We start from the raw sequence: 21,626 nt of genomic DNA, 5'->3' as shown, positions 1-21,626 counted from the left end.
ATCAAGCGAGCATTGCGGGGCCAATTCATGGACATGGAACCTCCCGAAATAGATAAATCAGGTAAGCGTCAACATATAATTTGAAACAATTCTGCCCTCATTAGCCTAAAATTGATATCACCAAATCGTTGACAGATCATGCCTTCTTTGAATTTGAGACTTTTAGCCTATGTACTTGTGCTTGCTCTAGTACTGGTTGCACCGGTATATGCACAGACAACGGAATACACGATAGCTTCCGAGAGCAATTTATACGTGGACGGAACGTCAAATTCGACACCAGAATGGCGTGTTTATGCAACGCAGATTGATGGTACCTTAAGTATGGATGAAGAGGGCAGTGTGGTGTCCGTGCAGCTGGTTGTGCCGTCAAAGATGATGAAAAGCAGAAAAAGCCCGATTATGGATCGGGGTATGTATGGGGCGCTCAAAGCTAACGAGCATCCAGAGATTGTATATGAGCTTGCATCCGTGTCAGATTTTGCTGCGTCAGATGACGGTACATTCACGCTCAACGCGACAGGAAATCTGACCATTGCGGCAACAACCCAAGAGATCCTGATTCCCGTGGAAGGAGTCAGTCAGGAAGACGGGAGCGTTCATTTCACGGGAACGCACACGATGCTGATGACCGATTACGGTCTCAAGCCACCGTCTATGATGTTTGGCCAGTTCAGGACCGGCGATGAGCTCGTGATCACCTTTGAACTCATCGCCGTTCCTGGAGAATAGCCTCCTACTCTCTGATGGGAGGTGCACCGGTCGCTTCCAAAGCACTGGTCACAGCGGGCAGTACGGTTTCCACAAAGGAGGTCAGTGCGGATTCCAGATCCCCTAGTTGCGCCTCTCCTGCGTCCAGTGATTGCTCGTGGAGTGCCGTGGGTCCGTAGGTAGTTCGGAGCCCACTTTGTCCGACAAACAATCTTGACATGACCGTCGGAGCATCCCGCTCACCTGGCCCCTCTTTCGACTCGTAGCCACTCAGGATGAGATTGATTTCAAGGAGTGCGGATCGGGCAGAATGCAACTCTGCGGTTAAATCAGACGAGGGATTCGGGGCGCGCAGATGTGCTGCTTCCATTGCTTCAAGTAATTCGAGGTTCTCTGAGACAGATCCTGAGAGCAGACTGGCGCGCTGCATGAGTGAGGCGGCTCTTGCTCGATATGTGTTGATTTCATCGGGGGTTTTTCCCGCAAGGGCAGGTTCACGAAGCGGAACGATCTCAAGAGTAACTGGGCCGGACAGTACGGATTCCACGCCATCACTGACTCGTACCAGCGTCGCAGAATAGGTACCGGGGGAAGCAAGGTACTGGCTTGAATTATTCCCTGTATTCCCTGGGGTAACAACAGCAGAAGAAGGATATCTCAGGTTCCAGGTTACACGGTGCATCCCTTTGGAGGTACTACCCGAGACACGACCAGCCACTTGGTTCGCTGCATCTCTGATTACTACATAAACCTTGTCGGGAACCTCATTTTCCTCCGCTTCAAGTGCATCCCATCCAGGAAACGGAACATCTTCGCCAGCACCAATCTTCTTTTCTCTTTCCCGACGAATCTGCCGAAGCGTCTTTGATCCTTCACGGAGGTAATACGTGAACGTTGCACCGTAGGGCGGATTGGGAGCGGCGTAGTAGTTGGTTCCCTGCGATCCTCCCGCGACGTCACGCTCAACATACAGTCTAGTTGTACGCGGTGAGAATAGATGAGCATCCTGAGAAAGAAGCTCTGTGCTGATTTCGCGAAGCGGAGTGTAGTCGTCAAGTACAAAGAATCCGCGTCCAAAGGATGCACCAACAAGATCATTTTCCCGCTGCTGGATCACGAGGTCGCGGAATGAAATATTCGCGTCGGAAGCAAGCTTAATCCATTGGTCTCCCCCGTCAATGGTAAAGTAAATTCCAAATTCCGTTGCAGTAAAGAGCAGGTTCGGGTTTACGTGATCCTGTACGATCCGCCAAATCAGGGTTCGGTCCGGCAAGTTCTCTGCAATGGATGTCCAGGAGCGGCCACGATCACTGCTCTTGATCAGATAGGGAGAGAGATCCCCAAACTTGTGGTCGTCAAGAGCTGCATAGACAACATCGGCATCGTGCAGGTCGGCATACACGTGATTGACAAATGCGGTGGATGGAATTCCATCAATGCTGCCAACCTCTACGCTTCGCCAATTCTGGCCGTCATCCTCGGAAATCTGAATCAGACCGTCGTCGGTACCTACATACAGGAGACCTGCTTCAACGGGGGACTCGGCCAGCGATGTGATCGTGTTGTAGACCGACATGGCATTTAAATCCCAGGGATTATTATAGCTCTGGACATGCCCCATAATCGGAAGGGCAAGCCGCTCCTGATCGCGAGTTAAATCTCCAGAGATTGCCACCCAGCTGTCTCCTCGGTCCGTTGATTTCCAGACACGATAGGATCCAAAATAGATGGTGGTGGGTTCGTGTGGGCTTACTAGAATAGGGGCATCCCAGTTATATCTTTCGTGTTTTTCACCGAGACCAGCCTGCGGCTGAATTAAGGTCTGTTCTCCGGTGAGGAGATCTACACGGTGCAATCGTCCTTGCTGCGATTGCGCGTACATAATGTCGGGATTCCCGGGCTCAGTCGCAGATTGATGTCCGTCTCCTCCAAGGGTTTTGAACCAGTCAGCATTGCGGATGCCGTGCTGGTTATCGGTTTGGGAAGGGCCACCGTGAGAGCCATTGTCCTGTGTCCCGCCAAAGATGCGATAAAAGGGTTCCTGATCATCAACCGCCACCTTGTAGTATTGAGTAACCGGCAGATTCGCGATAAAATGCCAGGTCTCCGTGCCATCGAACGTTTCAAAAAGCCCTCCATCTGTTCCCATGAGAATGTAGTCAGGGTCATCCATCCGGAATCCCATTGCATGGTTATCCACATGTTTATCTGTCGTGTTCTCCAGGAGCGAAATGGTACGACCATGATCGTGGGAGACCTGAACACGCACATCCATGAGGTATATCGTTCCCTCTTTGTGCGGAGAGGCATAGAGCTCCTGGTAATAGTGTGGACCGGTTGCGCCAGCCACTGCATCAGACATCTTCTCCCAGGATGCCCCCCGGTCGGCAGACATGAAAATGCCACCCGTCGTCAAGTCGAGTTCGATGGCTGCATAGACGATGTCGGGATTCTGCGGCGAAATCGCGAGTCCGATCTTACCTAGGTTCGACTTTGGGATACCATTGGTCAGCGGGGTCCAGGTTTGCCCACCATCCGTGCTTCTGTGGAGTCCGCTGCCGGGCCCCCCTCCCATATAGGCGGCTACATTCCTGTGTCTTTGCCAGGTAGCGGCATAAAGAACTGCGGGATCCCGCGGATCAATGACTAAATCCGTAACCCCAACCCATTCATCGTCCCCGAGTGTGCGTTCCCATGACTCACCACCATCAGTACTCATATAGAGTCCACGCTCACCACCACTGTTCCATAGTGGACCCTGTGCAGCCACCCAGATCACATCGCTATTATCGGGATGCACAATGATCCGGGAGATATGCCTCGATTCCTTCAGGCCCATATTATTCCAGGTATTGCCTCCGTCATCGCTACGGTAGATGCCATCGCCGTAGCCCACATGCCGTCCGCCGACATTTTCACCAGTTCCCACCCAAACAGTATGTGGGTTTCTCGAATCAAGGGTTATCGCCCCAATTGAATAGGACCCCTGACCGTCAAAGAGCGACTCCCAAGTGGTTCCGGCATTGATCGTTTTCCATACTCCTCCACTGCCTACGGCAACGTACCACACGTTATCATCTTCAGGATGCATCGCAATGTCAGCAATGCGGCCAGAAGTAAATGCAGGGCCAACATTACGAAGTTTCAGAGCGGAGAAATCGGTCTCGCTGACCAAGTTGTCTTGCGCTGAAACGGGGAATGTAATCAGAAGTGCAAGCGCAAAAAATGCGCGGAGGATGTAAGGCATGGTTCAATTGTTTTTTTAACGAAGTTGAATATAGTATTTTTCGACGAAAATTCGGTTGGCCAATGCCATCAGGCCTTTGAGCGAGATGCTATAATCAAGACTACCAAGGCTCACGCTGGCGTAGAATAGAAGCCTTTTAGGAATGGATGCGTTTGAGGGCCCGACCATTTTACACTCCACCAGACAAATTGAGTAGATACATGTTTGAAGTTCCTGCCACCTCTGCATTTGTGTTGTCATTCGCGAATCAGGAAATTTATCGCGGTGCGGCAGCACGTACTCTATTGAGTAGCGTTGATTTATCGGCTGCTGATCCGATTAGGGCGCAGTTTGAGGATATTCATGATGAGATCACTATGGAAATTCTCAACAGAAAGTACGGTGTAGCACAGTGCTGCCGCAAGTATCTGGATGAGAACCCTACCGCGCAGGTCATCCACTTAGGGGGTGGATTGGATCCATTGCCCATCGATCTTGCAGAAAGTTATCCAAAGGCGCATTTTTTCGATGTGGATATGGCAAATATGTCACTCAAGGAAGAGATCAACCAAAAAATCGGCGGCCCTGACGTGTCGTTTTTGACGGCTAATTTGGCGGATATTCCATCTCTAACCGAGATATTGAGCAATGCGGGCTGGGATTCGGATGCACCTACGTTACTCGTATCGGAAGGAATTTCGTATTACATTCCTAAGGAAGTTTACCGACACACGTTGACCTCACTTCAGACCTCCGGTGGCTGCCTCGTATTCGAGTATTCGGTACCGGACCACATTTTGGTCGGTGTCCCAAAGGCGGAAATCGTCTTTGATTTCTTCGAGCGTTTTACCGCTCTTTTGAATATGCCAATTCAGATGCAGCGCTATGATGATCCAGAGGTGAGGGATCTTGCAGCGGGCATGAATGGAGAGGTTGTGGATATTCTAACGCAGCACCAATTGGAGTTCAGCCGTACTGGCAGGAACGAAATGAGAGATGATCCCAGAATGGGAGCAATCCGGATAGCTTTGATCCAGCTTCATTGACACGCCTCGTGATTTGGTTTGAAGCCATCTTGGCAGAACTGGGTCACAATCAAATGCGTCTGTGATTTAAGCAGGGAAGGCGGTCACGAATTTGGTCTTGGTAGGCGAAGTTGAGTTCGCTGATAATTGTACACGCCCGGTCTGGTGCCTGTGCAAGAATCTGTCCCCATGGGTCAATGATCACGGAGTGTCCAAAGCTTTCACGCTCTGCATTATGGCGACCGAATTGGGCGGGTGCAACGACATAGGCGAGATTTTCAATTGCACGGGCCCGCAACAGGGCCAGCCAGTGATAGGAACCGGTGCGCCACGTGAATGCGGAGGGTACGAAGAGAACCCGTGCACCACGGTCTGTCAGGATCCGATAAAGTTCAGGGAAGCGCAGGTCATAGCAGATACTGAGCCCCATGGTCGCTCCCAGCGCTTCAAACGTAACGGGAGTTTTTCCTGCTTCGATATAACGAGATTCTATGAATGTGTGCGCTTCATCCAACTGGATGTCAAAGAGATGAATCTTATCGTAACGTGCGATAATCTGACCATCCGGCCCAAAGACTAGGCAGGTATTCGTGACACGCTCATTTGCCAAGAGCGGTACTGTACCCCCCACGATATAGATGGAGTTTGAGTCAGCCAATTCCCGTAGTAATTGCACGGCAGGTCCGTTTTCAAGATTCTCAACCGCATCAATCTTTTTGCCCTCCCGGTCCAGGTACGAAAAATTTTCGGGAAGGGCCACAAGTTGTGCATTCTGTTCGGCGGCGTCTTCAATGAGATATTTTGCCTGTTTCAGATTGGCATGAATATCTTGACCGGAACACATCTGAATCGAGGCAACACGTAGGAATGAATCTGACATTACGAGAAATAGTGGATGATCGATGGAATTTCCTATATTTTTAGCTCCAACCATATAACCCCCCAAATTGATGCGGATATTCAGTACGGTTCTCTTCGCCTTGACGCTCATCCTTGGCTGTAGCAATCCAGAAACGGATTCGGCTATGACGGATGAACTGGAAGACAATCCATTGACGGAAGAAACAGAGGCGCGTCTTATGGCGACGGAAGGGGGACAGATGGTGCTGCGTGCGATAGAGGCACATGGGGGACTAGATGCCTGGCACAACGCCGAGACAAGCAGCTATGTCTGGGGATTTGGAGGTGGACTTGAATCGAAAATGGTTGCTCACAACCGGACCCGCCAAGTGTATCACGATGTCCTGTCTATGGGAGGCGAGCCAGCACCAGATGGAGCCCAAATGGTGTGGGATGGCACCGATGCATGGGTTTACCCAGATTCACTGGAGACGAATCCCCGATTCATGGCCACCACCGGCTATTATTTTCAGTCCATTCCCTTTATCCTTGCCGACCCGGGGATTCAATATGAAGTACTGGCTCCGGCACTCTTGGACAGTGTAGAGCATTATCTCGTGCGTGCAACATTCGATGATGGAGTAGGGGATGCTCCAGGAGATCATTACACGCTCTACATTCATCCCGAGACCTATATGGTCAATGCTCTTCGGTATCGATCCACGTTTGGACGGGGTCGGCCGGCAATTGATGAGAATATGTCGGAAACCCTCTTGTATTATAAGGGCTACGTGACCGTTGACGGATTGACGGTTCCATCCCAGTTTGAAGGATATGGGTTTTCAGGGGGAGCGAAGGGGGATAAATACTATGAAGCAGCCTCCAGTGAACATTCATATACCCAGCCGTTTGACGAAAGCCGACTCGTCATGCCCAGTAGTGGCGCACGGATCGCCTCGATGCCGAACCCTGAGCAGTGATGATTTTATACCTGATGAGGTAAAGATCATAGACTCAGGCCAGAGAAAGGAGGCTCATTGCATGCAATCGAAAGCGAAATCCGATCGGTCCCTGTGACGTTTTGACTGTCCCTTTATCAGTACTCTATGGCACAAATTTCCCGAGATGGAATCACGGCATTCCCTTGGGAACAGATCCTCCTAGCTGTTCAAGACGTAGGGGCAATTGGTTGCTCCCAAAGGGCTACCCGCGTTAACTGATACGAAACACAAGCTCAAAACGCCTGTGATCTTGGGAAAATGAACTGGTCTTTACCGGAGATCCTCAGCTGTATTTCTAGTCGTCAGCTTCCTTAATCACTCCAAAGCGTACTTAGTTTGCATCCCTGGTATCGCAGGACGACCGTCAGATAAGGCTACAGGGCTCTATGTATTTCGTAAAGCTACGTCATTTCATGTAGTTTGACCTATGGAGAAGCGATGTGGCTGCTTCGACGGTGAATCATATGATGTGACGGAATGCGTATCGTTCACCTCAGGCCAGCCGGCAACGATTGATGGTTTGGAATTAGGGGTAGCGGGGATATCAACATGGGAGGCGCGGACATTGCTGGGCGCAGAAATCTAGGGCGAGTAGATTTGAAATCAAACCTGTTTGGAAGTATTTATTGCACATTATTTGGGGCATCTGTATTATTTAGGAAAGAAAAAGGTGCACATTTTTTTCAAAATCAGTGATTTTTCAGGTCAGATGACAACGGGGTAACATACCTCAATTGTGGGAAGATTTCATCTCTCCACGGCTTCTTAGGCGTGGTGTTCAGCCTTTTCTTGTTTTTCTTTGTGCCTGATACTCGTGCCCAGACAGTAGATATTTGTGACCGGACGGCTGAAGTGGAAGCAGAAATACTAGATGAAATAGATGTAAGTGGTTTGACATGCGACGCAGTTACTTCAGCTCAGTTATCAAGCGTCAGTACCTTGGATTTAAGCAACAAGAGTATCACATCGTTGGATGAAGATGATTTTGACGGGCTCTCCGGCTTAGCCACGTTGTACTTAAACAATAATTCTCTCAGCAGCTTGCATGAGGAACTCTTTGACGGACTCTCCAGCTTAACAACGCTAAGCTTACAACGAAATAGTTCTCTCAGTAGCTTGGACGAGGAACTCTTTGACGGACTCTCCAGCTTGGTAACACTGAACTTGAACAATAATTCTCTCAGCAGTCTGGAGGAGGATCTCTTTGACGGGCTCTCCAGCTTGGAAACACTGAACTTAAGGTCCAACTCTCTCAGCAGCTTGCATGAGGATATCTTTGACGGACTCTCCAGCTTAGTAACGCTAACCTTGGACGGGAATTCCCTGACCAGTCTTCACGTGGATATCTTCGACGGACTCTCCAGCTTAGTAACAATGGACTTGAGCAGCAATTCCCTCGGCAGCCCGCCTGCAGATCTCTTTGACGGACTCTCCAGCCTAACAACGCTGGACTTAAGCTTCAGTGGTCTCACCAGCCTGGATAAGGATCTCTTTGACGGACTCTCCAGCTTAACAACGCTGTACTTATACTTTAATAGTCTCACCAGTCTGGACGAGGATCTTTTTGACGGGCTCGCCAGCTTAGTAACGCTGAGCTTACACTTTAATTCTCTCAGCAGCCTGCCTGGGGATCTTTTTGACGGGCTCTCCAGCTTGGTAACGCTGAACTTGAACAATAATTCTCTCAGCAGCCTGCCTGGGGATCTCTTCGACGGACTCTCGAGCATAGTAACGTTGAACTTAAGCTCTAATTCTCTCACCAGTCTAGACGAGGATCTCCTTAACGGACTCTCCAGCTTAACTACGCTGAACTTAAGAACTAATTCTCTCAGCAGCCTGCCTGCGAACATCTTTGAGGGAATTGAAGGGCTATCAGTAGAGCTTGGCCGTAATCCCATTATCTGCCTGCCTCAAACGATCGTTGATCTGGTAAATGAAGGGAAGATCACGATTACTGGTTATTCGCCTATCGTGGTCTGTACAACCCAAGAGGTGGTCCTGATGTTAACGTCAACAGTCATCCCTGAGGCAGGCGGGAGTACGGCGGTCACAGCTAAGCTGGACGCAAAGTCTGGCGCGGTAACGACGGTCGAGGTGTCAGTGGTCCCGGATTCTCCTGCCTCGACCAGTGATTATACCTTGAGTTCAAACACAACGCTCACGATTGCGGCAGGGGAACTGCTGAGTACGGGGGTGGTCACGATCACGGCAGTAGACAATTCGATTGATGCGCCGGACAAGACGTATCAGGTTGGAGGCACTGCGCAGAATGCAATAGGAGTTACGGGTCCTTCGGGCGTGACGTTGACCATTACCGATGATGACGAGGCCTCCGGGATTACGCTCATGGTTGTCCCCTCTAAAGTGAATGAAGACGCGGGACGCACGGATGTGATGGTGACGGCGACGCTCGATGCCGCGCGGGGCACAGATACTGAGGTAACGGTCGCGGTGGGAGATGTAACCGCATCCGGGCGAACAGGCAGCCTCGTCGTGATCACCGATACCGAGGTGACGGTGGGGGATAATACCGCTGTGGCTGGTACCGACTACAGCGCAGTGTCTTCTTTTGATATTACAATTTCGGCGAATCAGTTATCCGGGGCAGGAAGTTTTGCCTTCACCCCAATTCCAGATGACATTGACGAGCCCAATGAGAGGGTCCTGATCACAGGGGCAACGCCGGTGGAGGGGTTTGCCGTGACCGGAACTACTCTCACGATACTCGACGAAAATCCGTCTCCAGAGGTGACCTTGGTATTAACACCGGCAACCATTGTGGAAGCGGGTGGGCGTACGGTGGTCACGGCGACGCTGAGCGCAGTGTCCAGCGCGGAGACGACGGTCGCGGTTTCGGTGGTCCCGGATTCCCCTGCTACGACCAGTGACTACGCTGTGAGTCAAAACACGACGCTCACGATCGCAGCGAATACAACAACCAGTACAGGGGAGGTCACAATTACGGCGGTAGACAATACGATTGATTTACCGGACAAGATGTTTCAGGTTGGTGGTTCAGCACAGAATGTGCAAGGAGTTATCGGTCCTTCGAATGTGACGTTGACGATTGCCGATGATGACGAGGCCTCCGAGATCACGCTCACGGTTGCTCCTTCTGAGGTGAACGAAGACGCGGGAAGCATGGATGTAGTGGTGACGGCGAAGCTAGATGCTGTGCGGAGCACCGACACCGATGTAACGGTGATGGTGGGGGATGGCACCGCTGTGGCAGGAACCGACTACAGCGCAGTGTCGTCCATTGAAATTACAATTTTGGCGAATCAGTTCTCTGGGGCAGGGACGTTTGCCTTTGTCCCGACTGCGGATGACATCGACGAGCCCGATGAGACGGTCCTGATTACGGGGATGACTTCGGTGGGTGTTCTGGCCGTGACGGGAACCACGCTCACGATCACCGACGAAGATCCATCTCCAACCATGACGCTGACCTTGTCTCCCGCAACCATCAGCGAAGCCGGGGGCGTTTCAACCGTAACGGCAAGTTTGGACCGACCATCCAGTGAAGAGACCACGGTGACGATTTTTGCAGAGCCCCAGGATTTGCGCACCTTGTTCGACTATAGGCTGAGCGCAAACCCGATGCTAACGATTGCTGCAGGAAGTACGATAAGTATCGGGGAGGTGACCATCACCGCGATAGATAATCAGGTTGATACTGCGGACAGGAAGGTAATGGTACAGGGGACCGCGGTCAACGCCCAGGGAATTCCCCCTTCCACAGAGGTCGTGCTGACGATAATTGATGATGACGAGGCCACGGGGGTCGCGCTTGCGGTCGCTCCATCTGAGGTGAATGAAGATGCGGGAAGCACGGCTGTGACCGTGACTGCGACGCTGGATGTCGCGCGCGGGGCCGACACTGAGGTAACGGTATCGGTGGGGGATGGCATCGCTGCGGCAGGAACCGACTACAGCGCAGTGTCGTCCTTTGATATCACAATTTCGGCGGATCAGATTTCCGGGGCTGGGAGGTTTACCATTACTCCAACTCCAGATAACATTGACGAGCCTGATGAGACGGTCTTGGTTACGGGGACGACGCCCGTGGAGGGGATGAATGTGACCGGAACCGTGCTCATGCTCACCGATGAGGATCCGGCCCCCGTGGCAACGCTGACCGTGTCTCCTGCATCCATCAGCGAAGCCGGGGGCGTTTCGACCGTCACGGCACGTCTGGACCGGCCATCCAGTGAAGAGACTGCGGTGACGATCACCGTACAGCCTCAGGAACCGGCCACCACATCTGACTATTCGCTGAGCTCCAACCGGACGCTCACGATTGCGGCCGGAGCAACGACCAGTACGGGAGAGGTGACGATCACCGCGGTGGATAATGATGTGCATACTGCGGACAAAATGGTCACGGTACAGGGAGCCGCGACCAATGCCCAAGGTATAACGCCTCCAGCGGAGATTGTACTCACGATCACCAATCAGACCGAGACGGCGCCCGTTGCCAGAGATGTCACGGTGACGGCAATAGAGGATACTCCGTACCGGTTTCAGGTCTCAGACTTCGGGTATAGTGACCCGGATGGAGATCCATTGAGAGGGGTCCGAATAACGGCGCGCCCACAGGTCGGCACGCTCACATTGGAGGGAACCGAGGTGGTCGCCAATACGCTGGTGGCGGTTGAGCAGATTGGTGTGGGAGCGTTGGTGTTTGTGCCGGTGGTAGATGGGTATGGGCTGCCGTACACGAGTTTCACCTTTCAGGTGAGCGATGGGACATTGGAGAGCCATTCGTCGGCTACGTTGACGGTTGTTGTGGAATCGGTCAATGACGCCGCTACGGGACAGCCCGAAATCCTCGGGTACATGCAGGTGGGCGAGCCGCTTCGGGTGTCCACGCAAGAGATCACGGATGTGGATGGAACCAGTAACGCAGAGCGAGGCAGTCCGCCTTATAACTACCGCTATCAATGGTTTCGGATGAAGGCGAGGCAGCCGCTTCCGATTTCAGGTGCAGATGCAGACACGTATGTTCCGGTGGCGGCGGATGTAGGTGCACGTCTAGTGGTTCGGGTCCGGTTTCTGGATGACGCGGGATTTTCAGAAGATCTGAGCAGTTCCCCGCGTGAAGTATTGCAAACTGGACGAATCCGTCAGGCGTGGATGGCTCGGTTTGGGCGCGTGGTTGCGGATCAGATTCTGGAGGCAACCGCGTGCGACGGGCGGCAGTCACGCCCTGGCCCCAATGGAGTCTATCTGGCAGGACACCCCGTCGCGCTGTCATCTCTGCCCCACTACGTGCGTCTAAAGCGGAAGGATCTGGATTCGATCGTCCCCAGTAGTGGCGAATCAGGGCCGGTGATGACTCACACGCTGATTCAGCCTAATCTGGTGAGGGGAACATCTTTCCGGCATGTTGGGAATCCGGAAGCAGACCAGGGGGTTACCTTCTGGGGACAGGGAGCCCGCTCGCGGTTCCAAGGTTCAGAAAATGCTTCAAAGATAGACGGGGTAATAACTAGCGGCATGGTGGGGGCAAATTGGCGGCGGCACGGTATCTCACTGGGTGTTCTGGCAAACTATACGAATGCAGACGGAGGCTATGATTTTGGATCGGACAGCGGACAGGTTTCAGGACGACTGACCGGAGTCTATCCGAATGTCTGTTATGTGATCAGTTCCCGTGTACGAGTCTGGGCAGTGACAGGGTATGGACGCGGAGACCTGACGCTGGACGGAGGAGGTGCGCGGCGTTTTCAGAGCCCCCTGCATCTGATGATGGGCGGCGGGGGTGTCTATGGGCGTGTTCGGACGATTGCCAGCCGACTGGAACTGGGGCTACGCTCGGACGCCTTGGTGGTACGAACCACCGCGAGTCAGACCGAGGCACTCTCACGGGATGTTGCCCAGATGACACGCCTGCGTCTGGGGCTCAAAGGAACCGTGCGTGGCATGCAACTAGGGCGTGATGTACGGATTGAGCCCGCCCTGGAGATAGCCGTTCGGCATGACGGAGGAGATGCAGACACGGGCTTCGGGATAGATATGAGCGCGGGACTGGTCGTGTCTACGTCGACTCGGGGGCTGAGCATGGAAGTACAGGCACGCGGCGTATTGACCCATCAAGCACCAGGCCTGCACGAGCAGGGAATGGTGGCGGCAGTCATCTGGGATCCGACCCCTTACTCTGAATCTGGCATCCATGTCCGCCTAGAGCAAACCATGGGCACCGAGGTGTTCGGTGGGACGGACCGCCTCCTGCGGGCAGAAACCCTGGAAACGCATTTCATGGATGCATCGGATTCCGGCAAGTTTGGACCCGGGGACTTCAGGCTGGAAGCAGGCTATGGCTTCAAAGTCCTGAGGGGAAGGCTCGTTACCCAACCAGAAGTTGGCCTTGAATGGCGGGAATCGCGACGAAGGTATCAAATGGGCTGGGAATTCGCATTCGCACACACGAATCCAACTCACCTTCGACTCTTTGTTGGAGCAACCGGACGAGACTCGATGACGGAAAAAACCCAATTCCAGCATCAAATACGCCTGCAATTAAGAAGAATATGGTGAGACTTGAGCTCAGATGATCCTGGGCATTGTTCCTAGCCTAGCAATCGGGTATTTCTACCCTATACCGGCAAAACAGACCCAACAATGAGCATCCACCCGTCGATTTCGCTTCCGTATCTGCATGTTTTGGTTGGTCAAATCTGATAGGTAAAACGGATTTTGTCCAAGTGCATCCCTTAGTGTTTCCAGGTTTCTCACTTCACTGTTTTAAAGCCAACCGAGTCTGCAGATTCAGTGTGTGGTCAACTTGCAGCGATGGCATACCGGACCTTCCTCCCATTGTGCTTTATTGCGAGATACGATTTTCTCTAATTACTCGGGGGGTATCGAATAGTCAACCGCTCTCAGAGGCATCAAGGCTATTTCCAGATTGAGTCCAGTGTCCAGACATCCAGTGATACCAAACGTGCCGGACCTCCTTTTGCGTAGAGCTCCAGACGGTTACTCTCCATTGCGGGGAAGATCTGGTTCGTAAAAACAACGGCCCCATCCTCGGCAAATACTTCAATGGAAGACCAGTCCACAAAAATATGCAGTTGGACCCGGGTTTTAAATCCATGTACCGGGCCATGATAGTGTCCCGAAAAGGTCGGGTGAAAATCTATCTTCCCTGACTCGCGGCGATTAACAGAAATCGTTCCGCGCAGGAAGTTAAAGCTGACCTCGGTCGCCTCGTCATCTGAAGTGTGAACACGAAGGCCAACCTCGTCGCTATCTCCGATCTCGAATTCAACCAGAAGCTCCATCGACTTCCTAGCAAACGCTTCTCCAAGATCCATGACACCAGTGAGAATCTGATCTTCGATCCGCAATTGATCTCGGCGCAAGGTCTGTAATTCTTCCACAGGGCGCTGGACTAGGTGCAGTTCATCGTCGATGCGCCGCAGGGTTAATGTACGTGGAATGCTTTGCGCACTTCGCCATGGGTAGGTCGGAATATCGTTTGCGTACAACCAGTTGTTCATCCATCCCAACCAAATCCTACGTCCGTCGTCTGCCGGTACATCTGACCAGGACACAGCAGCATAGAAATCTTTTCCGTAGTCCACCCAACGTGTATCCGAATGCCCTGGCGTGAAGGTCGTCCCATCAAAGTCTCCCACGAAGTATTGGCCACCGGATCCTCCCGCGATCGCCTCGCTTCCCTGATCCACCTCAAGTACCCAGCGCGACACGCCCGGCTCATTCTCTATATCCAGCTCAAATAGATCGGGACATTCCCAAATCCCGTCTGCATTGCCAGCAGGTCCGAAGGAGCTTAAAAAATTCCATTCCTTTAGGTCCCTGGATTCATAGAAGTGGAGTTTTCGCTCAAGGGATAACGCGATAACCATGACCCATTTTTCCTCGGGGGCATACCAGAACACCTTTGGATCCCTGAAGTCCGCCATCCCAATATCAAGTACGGGGTTATTTTCATAGGGTATCCATGTTCTTCCGCGGTCATTACTATAAGCAAGATATTGCGCTTGTTTTCTCTGGTCGGGGTAATGTGCGGTATAGATGGCAACTAGGGGAGGTTCTTCGGAAGTAGAGAAGCCGGATGTATTCTGCCAGTCTACCACGGCACTTCCAGAAAATGCCATCGTGCTATCCGTCTCTGGGAGTGCAAGTGGCATGTGCGTCCAGTGGACCAAATCTGTGCTGATTGCGTGGCCCCAGCTCATGTGTCCCCATCGAATACCTTCGGGGTTGTGCTGGTAAAAAAGGTGGTACTCTCCATCATAATACACCATCCCGTTTGGGTCATTCATCCAGTTGATGGCGGGTGAGAAATGGAATTGCGGTCGAAATAGCTCCTGATACGTCACTTCTTGGGCCGTGCTTTGGTAATGACCAAAGCAGACGAGGATGACTGACAGGGTCAGGAAATTGCGAAATCGAAGTGCCATGCTACAGGTCTCTAGTCGTGATTCATGAGAACTTGAAATATAGGGCATTCGTTGCATCAGACCGGCATCTTGCCCGACAGAAATCACCAGGATTTATGTGAATGACTGATTGCAGCAGCCTGCCCTGTCCCTGATTTGAGTTCCAGGCACGGTGATAGATAATTGATCGTGCAAAAGCCGAACAATTGTGCTAACTTATAGGCTTAGGTATTCAACAACTCCAGAGAGTCATGTCACGAATAAAAAATTTCAATCGACGCGAATTTATTGCGACCACTACCGGGGCTGCATCTGTTGCCGCGGTGCTCCCCCGGCAAGTTTTTGGCGGGCCGGGTCGTATTGCTCCCAGTGACCGGGTCAACGTCGCACTGATCGGCTGCGGAACGCAGGCCTTACGTCAGTTGATGAGCGATTGGCTGCCAAGGGAGGATCTCAATCTGGTTGCAATCTGTGATCCCAATACAGACTCGGAGGATTATCGCGACTGGAGCCCCCATGGCCTCCGCAATTCAATACGTGAATTTCTTGGTAATCCCAACTGGGGATCCGAAACAGGCATTCGGGCTGGGCTAATGGCCGTGAAGGAGGTGGTTGAGGGGTATTATGCGAACGAGCGTGGGCAGGGTGATTGGGAAGGTCTAAAGCTTTATGCGGATTACAGAGAGATGCTGGCCGAATCTGAGGGCATTGATGCCATCATTGACATGACACCTGAACATCTTCACGGGGCGGTGAATATTGCGGGGATGAAGGCAGGCAAGGCGGTGGTTTCCCACAAGGTACTTGCCAACACGCTGCATGAAGTGCATCATAGCGTTCGAATTGCCAAAGAAACAGATGTAACCACTCATCTTATGGCGTGGAACAATGATCCGGCACTTTATCAGCTATGGGAATGGCTGGACCAAGGGGTGATCGGGAAGGTGAAAGAGGTTCATAATTGGTCCAATCGCCCTATATGGCCCCAAGGATGGATCGAGAATCCCAAAGAGGAGATGGCAGTCCCCGATGGGATGAACTGGGATCTGTGGTTGGGATGTGTGCCGGATCGTCCCTACCACATTGATTACACCCATGCACTTTTCCGGGGATGGTTTGAGTTTGGCAGCGGTTGTCTGGGGGATATGGGACAATACAGCTTATGGAGGACCTACCGGATGCTGAACCCTGGTCCGGTGATTCGCGTGGAATCCAACGCTGCCACAGGTGCAACCATTGTGGGGAATCAAAGTCAGTGGCGCCGTTCGGAAGTCGCGTTCCCAACGGCAAGTACAGTGCATTTTGAGCATCGGGATTTGGATATTTTCTGGTATGACGGTGGCATGAAACCACGCGTAGCGAAGGGTTTATTGGCACCGGGTGAGCAACTTCCCAATCAGGGAGTACTATACGTGGGTGAATATGGAACGATTCTCGGGAATTTCCTTGGGTCTAATTTTCGGCTTCTACCCGAAAGTAGAATGACTGCTCTTCAGGGATCCTTGCCAGCAAGTAGGCCTGCAGAAGAGGTGAAAGATTCTGTGGACGAGTACATGGAAGCAATCCGGGAGGGCAAGCAAAGCCGGGGGAGCTTTATAAATATCGCAGATCTCGCCGAAGCGACCTGTTTGGGTACCATTGCGTTGCGTACCGGGGAACAGATTACCTGGGATGCCGAGAACATGAAGGTACTCAGCGAAAACGTTCCGCATGAGTTCATGACCCGTGAGTATCGCGAGGGGTGGGCGGTATAGGAAGGGCCCAGCTACTCAGGCTAACGACTGAATTATCCTTGGATTCGACGTTTTCAAGAGGGCAATCAGCCCCTCAGGCTCTCATCAGTGAGTCCGCCTTTGTCTGTCGCCGTAACGCGTGACTTTTCCACAGGTAGTAGATTACCGGGATCACGATAAGAGTCAAAATTGTCGAAGATATCATTCCGCCCACCATTGGGGCGACAATACGCTTCATCACTTCTGAACCTGTGCCGGTGCCCCATAGGATGGGTAACAACCCGGCCATGATGGTAATGACAGTCATCATCTTAGGTCGCACACGATCAACAGCACCTGCAATGATAGCATCATAAAGGTCCTTCAGCGAATTCATCTGTCCCTGCGACAGCTTTTCCCTGTAGGCCTGGTTCAGGTAGATCAGCATAATCACTCCCGTTTCAGCGGCGACACCCGCAAGCGCAATAAAGCCTACACCAACCGCGACACTGAGATGATAACCCAATACATAAAGTAGCCAGATTCCGCCAACGACCGAAAACGGTAAGGACAGCATCACGATCAAACTTTCGGTGACACTTTTAAAATTCAAATAAAGCAGTACAAAGATGACAAGCAGGGTGATGGGCACGACTAATTGTAGGCGCTGTCGGGCACGTTCGATATACTCATATTGACCACTCCAGACAATGCTGTATCCCTCGGGGAAGATCACCTGCTCGTTGATGGCCGTACGGGCATGGCTCACATACGAACCCACATCAGTATCACGAATATCAACGTAAACCCAGGATGTCTTGCGCGCGTTTTCACTCTTGATCACCGGTGGTCCCTTGACAATACTGAAATCAGCCACATAACTAAGCGGAATCTGGGCTCCTGTGGGCGTTGGAATCAAGACCCGATTCAGTGCCGGTAAATTGTCGCGCAGTTCTCGGCTATAGCGAACGTTGACCGGATACCGTTCTAGACCCTCAACGGTCTGCGTTATATTCATCCCCCCGATGGCCGACATGATTACGTCCTGTACGTCACCTACGGTGAGCCCGTATCGGGCAGCTTCTCCGCGGTTGATCTTATAGTCAAGAAAGTTGCCTCCAACGGCTTTATCCGGGAACGCACTCAGCGTACCAGGAATCGTCTGTACCACGGCAGCGACCTGTTGACTGAGGTTCGAAAGTACCGTCAAGTCCGGCCCCATGAGCTTGATGCCCACGGGGGTTTTGATTCCCGTTGAGAGCATGTCAATGCGAGTCTTGATGGGCATTGTCCATGCGTTTGTCAAACCGGGAAAGTTGATTGCGTCATCAAGTTCACGGATGAGTTGATCCATCGTCATGCCTTCGCGCCATTCATGCTCCGGTTTTAGTGTAATGGTTGTCTCTAACATGGATAGCGGGGCCGGATCGGTCGCCGTTTCGGCCCGCCCAGCCTTGCCCATGACGTGTTCAACCTCGGGAAAACTTTTGATAATCTTGTCGGTCTGTTGCAGAATTTCCTTGGCCTTGGTGATGCTGATACCGGGATCTGTTGTAGGCATGTAGAGAAGGTCCCCTTCATTCAGAGGCGGCATGAATTCGCTGCCAAGTTTTCCAAGCGGGTAAGCCGTGGCTCCGAGGATCATTAGTGCGGCTACAATCGTCAACCATCTGAAGCGAAGGACGCCTTGAATCACGGGACGGTAAGCCCCAATCAATAGGCGGCTAAGTGGATTCTTCTTTTCGGGCAGGATTCTACCACGAACAAAATATCCCATCAGGACAGGGACGATCGTGATGGACAAAAGGGCAGAGGCAGCCATCACATATGTCTTCGTAAAAGCCAGGGGCTTGAAGAGTCGCCCCTCTTGCGCCTGCAGAGTGAAAACCGGAAGGAAAGAAAGTGTGATGATCAGCAGCGAATAGAAAAGTGCCGGGCCAACTTCCTTGGTCGCATCCACAACAATGCGCCAACGATCCTTTTTTCCCGCATGGCGCTCAAGATGCTTATGGGCATTTTCTACCATCACGATCGCAGCGTCTACCATGGCCCCGATGGCGATGGCAATTCCACTGAGTGACATAATATTGGCATTCAGGCCCTGGATGTGCATGACGAAGAATGCAATGAGTATGCCCAGGGGCAGGGTGATGATAACTACAAAGGCACTTCGGACGTGCAGCAGGAATAGCATGATTACGAGTGCGACGATGATGCTTTCTTCCAACAGCTTTTCTTTGAGGTTGGTAATGGCTCGTTTGATCAGGCCACTGCGGTCGTAGGCAGTCTGGATCGTGATCCCTTCCGGTAATCCTCTTTTTAATTCTTCCAATTTTTCCTTCACAGCATCAATTGTCTTGAGCGCGTTTTCCCCATAGCGCATTACGACAATGCCGCCTACGGTTTCCCCCTCACCGTTCCAGTCAATGAGTCCGCGCCGCAACTCGGGCCCCAGATGTACATGAGCGATGTTACGGATGAGTATCGGAGTGCCATTCTCATCCACCCCGACAGGTGTATTCTCCACATCGTCAATGGATTGGATGTAACCTAGGCCGCGTACCATAAATTCGGTTTCGCCCATCTCAATCAGGCGACCGCCCACATCGCTGTTACTTCGCTGCAGGGCCGTGCGAACTTTGGACAACGGCACATTGTAAGCCAAGAGCTTGTTGGGATCAACCTCGACCTGGTATTGCTTCACATAGCCTCCAATGGAGGCCACCTCAGCCACCCCCGGCACACTCATCAGCTCGTAGCGAAGAAACCAGTCCTGGATGGCGCGTAGCTGCTGGAGATCGTGACGGTTATCGCTGCTAAGTACGTATTCAAACACCCACCCCACACCAGTAGCGTCCGGCCCCAATGCAGGGGTTACGCCGCTAGGAAGTCGGTCACCTACATAGTTCAGATATTCCAATACGCGGCTTCGTGCCCAGTACGGGTCGGTGCCGTCTTCAAAAATTATGTAGACGAACGACGAGCCAAAAAATGAATAGCCTCGTACGACCTTTGCAAATGGGACGGCAAGCATAGCGGTTGTCAGGGGATAGGTAACCTGATCTTCAACGACCTGTGGAGCTTGCCCGGGATACTCAGTGTGAACAATGACCTGAATGTCGCTCAGATCAGGGATAGCGTCCACTGGTGTCTGAACCAATGCGTACACACCGGCGGCTCCAATCAAAAGGGTTAAGAGGACGACCAGGAAGCGGTTTTTAACCGACCCCTCAATGATTCTTTCTAACATGATGATCTTAGTTGAGCGTGCGGGGTTGCGTGTTAAAATTTTGCGAAATATTCATCATGATCGATCTCAATGATGCAGATGTTCTCCTGGGTCGGCCATCTCCGAAGGCATGCTTGCTTCCGCGTTCTCCGGCGTTGATTCCATAGATGTCTCTCCTTGAAGCATCTTGCGAATTGCTTCCTGCAAGCGGCTTTCACTGTCTAACATGAACTGGGCTGAAGTCACAATCTCCTCACTTCCCTGCAGCCCTCGTAGGATTCGGATATAGTTGTTGCCAGGCCCGCCTTCTTCGCCAAGCAGGACTTCACGGGGTTCGAATCGTCCCTCACCATGGACAATAAATACAATAGCACGTGCTCCGGATCGAATGACTGCCTCGGATGGCACCACGACCGCATCAGGAATGACCTTGCCCTGGAGTTGCACATTGGCATACATGCCTGGTTTTAGATCCAGGTCGGGATTGGAGAAGATCAGACGAACATGGACATCACGGGCTCTCTCTCTCAGGTAGGGGTACACGTAGGATACCCTGCCAGCATAGGTCTTACCTGGCAAATAGGACAATTCCATTTCGACACTCTGCCCATTGCTGATCCACGGCACTTCATTGTCATAGAAGCTGGCATGCACCCAAACAGTCCGTAAATCGGCGATCCGAAACAAATCTTCCCCAACCTCAACGTGTGCACCTTCAATTGCATTTCTTGCTACAACGATTCCTGTTGCCGGAGCTGTGAGAAGAATTGTTTTCCTGACCTCACCGGTTTGTGCCAAGTGCTCGATTTCCGACGCAGGAATGTCCCAATACTCAAGACGCGTACGGGCGGAAGCCAGCAGTTTCTCAGCATCTTCTCTAACAGAGGGCACGGTGCTCTGGGAGACCAATTGAAAGTTTTTCAATGCCAGCACATATTCTTGCTGTGTCGCGACCAATTCCGGTGAATAGATCTCAAGGATCGGATCTCCCGCTTGGACTTGGTCTCCCACAAAATGGACGTAAAGGTTTTCGATCCACCCGGAAATCTTGGTATTGACCAAATAGAGTCGTTCTTCGTCGTATTGAACCTCCCCCACCGTACGGATAGTGCGCGTAAAATCCAATCGCTGGACATACCCGGTTCGGACCCCCATATTCTGCACCATAGCAGGGTCAATGGATATGGTACTGTCAGATTCTATTCGATCCTCGTCTTCGTAGACGGGAACTAGGTCCATTCCCATCTTCGACTTGCCAGGGCGGTCGTAGATCTCCGTTGGATCCATGGGAGCCTGCCAATAAAGAACCTGTCTTTGGTCGGGTGGAGGTAATTCTTGAGATTCCATTACTGCCTCGTCAATTGAAATACGCCCGAGGAAAAAGCCACAGACGAGAATCAGTACGAGAAGCAAAAGAATCCATACCGGTTTGAAATGTTGTTGCAAATTCATGGCAATTGGGGTCATACGG

The 21,626-nt window shown here is 52.0% G+C and carries 10 protein-coding genes; 5 read left to right on the top strand and 5 right to left on the bottom strand.

Translation table 11 applies throughout. The features are described 5' to 3' along the window. Positions 1-138: 138 nt before the first annotated feature. Positions 139-732, top strand: a complete 594-nt coding sequence (locus F4Y64_08560) for a YceI family protein (GenBank protein ID MXX97647.1) — start codon at positions 139-141, stop codon at positions 730-732. 4 nt (positions 733-736) lie between these two features. Here the strand turns inward: F4Y64_08560 and F4Y64_08555 are convergent, their stop codons facing one another. Then, positions 737-3,958 (bottom strand): glycosyl hydrolase, encoded by a 3,222-nt coding sequence (locus tag F4Y64_08555; GenBank protein MXX97646.1) that lies wholly within the window; start codon positions 3,956-3,958, stop codon positions 737-739. Positions 3,959-4,104: 146 nt separating this feature from the next. Between F4Y64_08555 and F4Y64_08550 the strand changes: the two genes are divergently transcribed. Next, on the top strand, positions 4,105-4,983 hold the full coding sequence (locus F4Y64_08550; protein MXX97645.1) for a hypothetical protein: 879 nt from the start codon (positions 4,105-4,107) through the stop codon (positions 4,981-4,983). Positions 4,984-5,032: 49 nt separating this feature from the next. Here F4Y64_08550 and F4Y64_08545 read toward each other — a convergent pair whose 3' ends face one another. Beyond that, positions 5,033-5,842 (bottom strand): carbon-nitrogen hydrolase family protein, encoded by an 810-nt coding sequence (locus F4Y64_08545; GenBank protein ID MXX97644.1) that lies wholly within the window; start codon positions 5,840-5,842, stop codon positions 5,033-5,035. A 70-nt stretch (positions 5,843-5,912) separates the two neighbouring features. On the opposite strand from F4Y64_08545, the gene F4Y64_08540 reads away from it, so the two are divergent. Beyond that, positions 5,913-6,782, top strand: coding sequence for a hypothetical protein (locus F4Y64_08540; protein ID MXX97643.1), 870 nt, complete (start codon positions 5,913-5,915; stop codon positions 6,780-6,782). An 822-nt stretch (positions 6,783-7,604) separates the two neighbouring features. Continuing rightward, positions 7,605-13,343, top strand: a complete 5,739-nt coding sequence (locus tag F4Y64_08535; GenBank protein MXX97642.1) for a leucine-rich repeat protein — start codon at positions 7,605-7,607, stop codon at positions 13,341-13,343. 359 nt (positions 13,344-13,702) lie between these two features. Here F4Y64_08535 and F4Y64_08530 read toward each other — a convergent pair whose 3' ends face one another. Continuing rightward, entirely contained in the window at positions 13,703-15,322 is a 1,620-nt protein-coding gene (locus F4Y64_08530; protein MXX97641.1) for a glycoside hydrolase family 32 protein, read from the bottom strand. 143 nt (positions 15,323-15,465) lie between these two features. On the opposite strand from F4Y64_08530, the gene F4Y64_08525 reads away from it, so the two are divergent. Continuing rightward, complete coding sequence (locus F4Y64_08525; GenBank protein ID MXX97640.1) at positions 15,466-16,968, top strand: Gfo/Idh/MocA family oxidoreductase; 1,503 nt, start codon at positions 15,466-15,468, stop codon at positions 16,966-16,968. 73 nt (positions 16,969-17,041) lie between these two features. Here F4Y64_08525 and F4Y64_08520 read toward each other — a convergent pair whose 3' ends face one another. Both F4Y64_08520 and F4Y64_08515 read right to left on the bottom strand, forming a co-directional pair. Further along, positions 17,042-20,176, bottom strand: coding sequence for an efflux RND transporter permease subunit (locus F4Y64_08520; protein ID MXX97639.1), 3,135 nt, complete (start codon positions 20,174-20,176; stop codon positions 17,042-17,044). Between the two features lie 66 nt (positions 20,177-20,242). Continuing rightward, the gene (locus F4Y64_08515; protein MXX97638.1) at positions 20,243-21,622 is read right to left on the bottom strand and encodes an efflux RND transporter periplasmic adaptor subunit; all 1,380 of its coding nucleotides are present in this window, start codon (positions 21,620-21,622) and stop codon (positions 20,243-20,245) included. Positions 21,623-21,626 lie beyond the last annotated feature (4 nt).

It is taken from the genome of Rhodothermaceae bacterium (assembly GCA_009838195.1).
Lineage (GTDB): Bacteria > Bacteroidota > Rhodothermia > Rhodothermales > Bin80 > Bin80.
The sequence above is the reverse complement of the archived record's forward strand: the minus strand, read 5'-3'. Positions and strand labels throughout refer to the sequence as shown.

Coding starts and splice junctions, on each gene's coding strand:
- F4Y64_08560 (MXX97647.1), top strand. CDS start 139: ATGCCTTCTTTGAATTTGAGACTTTTAGCCTATGTACTTGTGCTTGCT.
- F4Y64_08555 (MXX97646.1), bottom strand. CDS start 3,958: ATGCCTTACATCCTCCGCGCATTTTTTGCGCTTGCACTTCTGATTACA.
- F4Y64_08550 (MXX97645.1), top strand. CDS start 4,105: ATGCGTTTGAGGGCCCGACCATTTTACACTCCACCAGACAAATTGAGT.
- F4Y64_08545 (MXX97644.1), bottom strand. CDS start 5,842: ATGTCAGATTCATTCCTACGTGTTGCCTCGATTCAGATGTGTTCCGGT.
- F4Y64_08540 (MXX97643.1), top strand. CDS start 5,913: ATGCGGATATTCAGTACGGTTCTCTTCGCCTTGACGCTCATCCTTGGC.
- F4Y64_08525 (MXX97640.1), top strand. CDS start 15,466: ATGTCACGAATAAAAAATTTCAATCGACGCGAATTTATTGCGACCACT.
- F4Y64_08520 (MXX97639.1), bottom strand. CDS start 20,176: ATGTTAGAAAGAATCATTGAGGGGTCGGTTAAAAACCGCTTCCTGGTC.
- F4Y64_08515 (MXX97638.1), bottom strand. CDS start 21,622: ATGACCCCAATTGCCATGAATTTGCAACAACATTTCAAACCGGTATGG.